Annotated in this window: 1 protein-coding gene; it reads left to right on the forward strand. The window is 44.2% G+C overall.

Features of this window, described 5'->3' with window-relative positions:
- On the forward strand, positions 1-326 hold a 326-nt coding region (locus tag ACZYRN_RS19330; RefSeq protein ID WP_488913192.1), incomplete at both ends, for an Ig-like domain-containing protein.

Genomic DNA, 326 nt, shown 5'->3' on the forward strand with positions numbered 1-326 from the left:
TGACATCTGGAACGGATGGAACGAAGTATGTAAGTAGTTCAACAGGATTAGCCACAGTAGATGGGAATGGATTGATTTCCATCCCATCAACAGCGACAAGTGGAGCAGGTGTGAGAATTACAGTGACGAATGGTGGACTGAGTAAGAGTGTGCTCATAACCATTCAAGACAATCCGGCAACTAAAGTAAAGAGTATAAGTGTAAATCCAACCACTGTAACGCTAGCAGCAGGCGCGACCCAACAGTTAGATGTAACGGCATCAATGGGAGATGGAAGTACAAAAGATGTGACATCTGGAACGGATGGAACGAAGTATGTAAGTAGT

Source organism: Domibacillus sp. F004 (assembly GCF_057814295.1).